Source organism: Haloarcula sp. JP-Z28, from assembly GCF_011440255.1.
Classification (GTDB): Archaea; Halobacteriota; Halobacteria; order Halobacteriales; family Haloarculaceae; genus Haloarcula; species Haloarcula marismortui.
In genome coordinates this window covers 1-4593 of the sequence record NZ_JAAOHT010000129.1, presented here as the reverse complement: position 1 = coordinate 4593, position 4593 = coordinate 1, and the positions used below count along the sequence as shown (strand labels likewise).

At 56.0% G+C, this 4593-nt stretch carries 6 protein-coding genes and 1 pseudogene; 1 reads left to right on the top strand and 6 read right to left on the bottom strand.

The features are described 5' to 3' along the window. The 3 genes from G9463_RS23275 to G9463_RS23265 all read right to left on the bottom strand — a co-directional run. The coding region (locus tag G9463_RS23275) for a poly-gamma-glutamate biosynthesis protein PgsC/CapC (RefSeq protein WP_165897956.1) at window positions 1-845 on the bottom strand (845 nt) is incomplete at its 3' end. A gap of 63 nt (window positions 846-908) precedes the next feature. After that, complete coding sequence (locus G9463_RS23270; protein ID WP_007189948.1) at window positions 909-1289, bottom strand: response regulator transcription factor; 381 nt, start codon at window positions 1287-1289, stop codon at window positions 909-911. 48 nt (window positions 1290-1337) lie between these two features. Next, window positions 1338-3356 carry a GAF domain-containing protein gene (locus G9463_RS23265; protein ID WP_165897955.1) on the bottom strand — a complete coding sequence of 673 codons (2019 nt, stop codon included), beginning with the start codon at window positions 3354-3356 and terminating at the stop codon, window positions 1338-1340. A gap of 97 nt (window positions 3357-3453) precedes the next feature. On the opposite strand from G9463_RS23265, the gene G9463_RS23260 reads away from it, so the two are divergent. Next, entirely contained in the window at window positions 3454-3717 is a 264-nt protein-coding gene (locus G9463_RS23260; protein ID WP_165897954.1) for a TATA-box-binding protein, read from the top strand. A 208-nt stretch (window positions 3718-3925) separates the two neighbouring features. Here G9463_RS23260 and G9463_RS23905 read toward each other — a convergent pair whose 3' ends face one another. The 3 genes and pseudogenes from G9463_RS23905 to G9463_RS23250 form a co-directional block, all read right to left on the bottom strand. Next, on the bottom strand, window positions 3926-4102 hold the full coding sequence (locus tag G9463_RS23905) for a hypothetical protein (RefSeq protein ID WP_205254259.1): 177 nt from the start codon (window positions 4100-4102) through the stop codon (window positions 3926-3928). Window positions 4103-4111: 9 nt separating this feature from the next. Next, window positions 4112-4378 (bottom strand): hypothetical protein, encoded by a 267-nt coding sequence (locus G9463_RS23900; protein ID WP_205254258.1) that lies wholly within the window; start codon window positions 4376-4378, stop codon window positions 4112-4114. 120 nt (window positions 4379-4498) lie between these two features. Then, window positions 4499-4593: pseudogene (locus tag G9463_RS23250) on the bottom strand (IS5/IS1182 family transposase); the annotation flags it as partial.

Below are 4593 nucleotides of genomic sequence, written 5' to 3'. Positions count from 1 at the left end.
GGGAGCGAGAGCGTGAGTGGCACTGCCACGAGAAGTGCAAACGCGGTGGTGGTTCCGAGCAGTACCCGGCCATACCGCAGTGTTGCGGAGTTCACCGCCTGAACGAAGCCGAATGCAAGAACCACTACCACGAGATACATGGCGATCAGCCAGGCGTTTGTGAGGGCGTAGACTGCCAGCAGGACAGCCGTAATGACCCCCACCCGGACGCCAAATCTCCCCCGGATACGCTCGGACAACAGAAGACCGAGAACGAAGAGGCCAGCCACGACTTCCCTCGAAATGACGACTGTTTCTGCTGAAATATCAACAACTGCATTTTTGTACACCGCAACGTCGGCGGTTTCTGCGAACAACACCGGTGGCGTTACCGTCCCGAATCGGGCAGCTACCCCCGGCGTGACCAGTGCCCAACCGATGACGACCAGTCCTGTAAACAGTCCTATCGTTGCGAGCAAATCGTTCCGGCGAAACTCCGGCTTGATGCTGTGGAAGTTGTAGGCCGCGAGACCGGGGAGAATACTGCCGATAAACACGATGAGATCTGCATCAAACCCGACCTGAATCAGCCCAAGAAGCGTCACCAACGGGACTGACGTTCCGATGACTAATGCGGCGACGAATTGGTCTCGACCGTAGATCAGGGTTCGCTGTCGAAAATACCAGAGACCGATGTACGCTGCGATAGTACTGAGGACGAACACCGGCACCATCAGGACGTTTTTGAGCGTGTACACTGCGAGGACCGGGACGGTGATCGTTCCACCGAGTCGGTAGCCAGTAAACTGTGTCGTCACTGCTACGCCAAGTAACCCTACGACCCCCAACAGCGTAGCAACCCACATTACAAAAAAGAAACGAGACTGATAGCTAAAGGTCTACGCATATGAACGACTACTACTCGACACTCAGACTGCGTCGAGAACGACCTCAATTCGCCCCACAAGTTCGGCTTCCGAGAATGGCTTTGCCACAAAATCGTCAGCACCGGCGTCGAGTGCTTGCACGATATCTTCCTCCCGGTTGCGGGACGTCAACATGACGACTGGCAGGTCCACGAGTGCGTCGTGATCCCGGATACGTTCGAGGACGGAAATGCCATCGAGTTCGGGCATCATCACGTCTAAGACCACGAGATCTGGTGGATCGCTGGTCCGTGATCCGAGATGCTCCCAACACGCATCACCATCTGTGAACGCCACCACGTCCCATCCGTTGTCAGTCAGGTTGAATTCGACGACTTCCCGGGTCGTCTCATCGTCCTCAGCAATGACTATTTCGGCGGTCATGTGTGTCTCCTATCCACACTTTATTACGGCGACGCTTGGTTCCACGGGTCATTCGCTCCGTTCACCAGTTCGGATTTCGATGCGTGCTCCCTGGTCTGTGGCGGGTACTGAGAGGTCCCACCCGTGTGCTTCCACGACATCGACAACGCTCATGAGTCCGATTCCAATCCCCGACATCTCGTCCGTGTCTCCGAGTGCTTCGATCTCCGTCCGTTGCTTGTCGGAAAACCCTGGCCCGTCGTCGGCGACGTAGAACCCCTCCTCATCAGCGAGTGGGCCGACCTCCACGGTAACGTCGTCGCCGCCGTGTTCGACACTGTTGCGAAAGAGATTACCGAACAGTTGCAACAGTCGTGTGTCGTCGGCCTGTATCTCACCGAGCGGGTCGTCTGCGGACAAGGTCGCTTTCGGGGCGTCGGTATACGACCACGCTTCCTCGACGATTGGTTGCAACGAAAGTGTACGTATGTTGACTGCTTGGCGATCACCGCGTGCGATCATCAACAACTCGTCGATGAGTTCCTCCATCCGCTCTAAGGACTGTTCGACGCGTTCGAAATGCTGTGGCTCGTTCGTTTTGCGGGCGATTTCGAGAAAGCCGACCGCTCCCGTCATTGGGTTTCGGAGTTCGTGTGCCACGACATCGGCAAACTCTTCGAGGCGGTCGTTCTGTCGCTGGAGTGCTTCACCACGCTCGGCCAGTTGTTCTTCGCGCTTGACTGCGGTGATGGCCTCCGTGACCAGTGCTTCAAGCAGTCGGAGGCTTTCGATGTCAATCTCGTCGAACGCACGTGGCTCGGTCGCAGAACTCGTGATGATTCCATGAGTCCCGCATGGAACGTGGACCTCTGACCGCAATGGTGTCTCCGGGTTGTTCGCTCCTGGTTGTTCGGGCAGGTCCTCGTAGTTCCGGATCTCACCACTGTCGAAACTCTTCCACAAGAGTGCGTCACCTCGCTCGAACGTCGGAGCCTCCCCGACGATCCGTATTGCTTCGTCGGTTTCAGTCACCGGGCGTAACACGTCCTGGTTGGCATCGTACTTCCAAAACGCACTCACCGGGAGATTGAACAACTCGACAATCATCTCGATAGTGATGTTTGCGACGTCCGTCGTCGTTTCAGCCGCCAGCAACTGCTGTGATATCTCGTGCAGACCTTCCAAACGTTCTTCGAATCGCTGCCGTTCGAGTTCGTACCCAGCCCACTGTCCGAGAAGCTTGATCACCTCCCGTTCGCCGGCGTTGAATTCCCGGTCACGGTCGTGTGGGGCCGCAAAGCAGAACGTCCCGTAGAGGGTCTCCCCGACCATGACCTTCGTTCCGATATAACAGCCTAAGTCGAACAGTTCGTACGCCGGGTCGTCGTCGCCCAACTCCGCTTGTGCGTCCTGCATACCGACCAAATCGTCGCTTTCGATGGTTTTCCGGCAGTACGACTGTTCCAGCGGTGCGGTTTCGTCTGGCTGGAGCAGTGTATGATCGCCAACAGCGTGTACAATCTCTTGTGTGTCTTCCTCTATTCTCGACAGGAACCCAAACGGCAGATCCAGGTACTCACACCCAATGGAGAGGATGCGCTCGGCTTTTTGTTCGAACGTGAGGGCGTCCTCTGCACCAACTTGATAGAGTTTGGCCAGCACCTCCTGTTTTTGTTCTGCCGCTCGGGCCCTCCGCTCGCGGTCTGTCACATCCCGGACCACGCCGACAATATCGTCAGTGCCGTCGTCTCGGATATGTTTCGAGACGCGAACGTCTACCATCTGTTCGGTTTCCTGATCAATTTCGAAGGTCAGAATTTCATCCTGGATTTCTCCGTCGGCAATGGAGTTGATGGTTGTAACGAATCGATCAAACTCGGCTGATTCAACCAGCGTGTCGAACGTGTTGCCAACCAGTTCGTTCCGCTCACGTCCAGTCAATGAGCAAAGCGAGTCGTTGACGTAGGTGATAGTCCCGTCCAGATCAACGATGAAAACGCCGTCTTGAATGGCTTCGATGATGGACCGATAGACACTGGTACTCTCTTCACGGTCCCCCCAAGCGTCGTTATGGGGATCTACGTCCATAATTTATAGTTATACTCATGAATAATGGTTATTTGGTTTCGCTGAATCAAAACGCTGTGAAGAGAGGATTGTCGACCAGTACAGAGCCCGATAGTGAATGGTTCAGAATCTCGTCTGCACTCCGGAGCTGGACGAATCGTTGGATCCCAATGCGCTCGCAATCGTTCTTAGGCTTGAAAACACAGAGTACGAGCCTGAGCAGTTCCCGGCGCTGATTTGCCGACCATCTGGAGCCGATAGTGTTGTTCTACTCTTCGCGTCTGGTCGTATCGTGATTACGGGCAGCCCAGACCTCGATACAGCGGAAGAGACGTTTGCAGCGTTGCAGGACGAAGTGACGGACCTCCTCACCGTCGACTAACGGATAGACCGAGAGACTTCGACGAGACGCGGTTCCTTGACGACGGCCTGAGGGATACATCGGACTATTCCACGAACCGCAGAGCCCCCACGTCTCTTGACGAGACAACGAACTAGTCAAAAATCAGGTGTCGCTCTGAAAACGGGAGATTCTGATATTCACAAGTCTCGCTCTTCGGAATACCCCAATCCAGCAAGCTGCTGCTTCGTTACTCTTCGTCGTGAGCAGGCAGTTCAGCAAGCGCCTCAGATTCGCAGTCGAACGGGCTCGGGAGTTCGTCAACGAAGGCCCGCACGAATCCTCTCGTCCCCGGTTCGACCATCACCTCGGCGTCGGCTTGAACCGTCTCGCCCTCTTCGTTCTCGTAGGTCGTAGGGACGAGCACGGGAACGCCCTATTTGAGATACTCCCGCGAGACGTTTCTGAGCGCCTCCCTCTCCGTATCGAGGTTCCCGTCCGTGTCTGTCGTCCCGACAACTTCGCCCTGCTTGTGATTGAGTATCTCGACCTCTACGACCTCGTGCTCATCGTCGGGTTCGTCGTCAGCAGCGTTCTCAATCCCCTCAGCTACGGCCCGCCCGAAGTCTTCCTCCATCCACCGAGCTATCTCGGCGGCATCAGCGTCGGGGCCGGGGCGTTCGGGTCGGTCGGGGTCGTCCATACGTTGTAGTATTTCTCCTGACAGTATTTAATCGCTGGCGGTGCTTTACTCGCCGCCTCCGAGCGCCCACAGCGTCATGACTCGAAACGGCTGTGGTGAATCGCCAGACGTAGCTTGATTTCACTGTTTCAGAGACTGCTTGATGTTGTGAACCGTACACATCAGGACGAGTTCACGAAATTCACCGTACCAGGTTCGCGCACGCACGGCGTCGC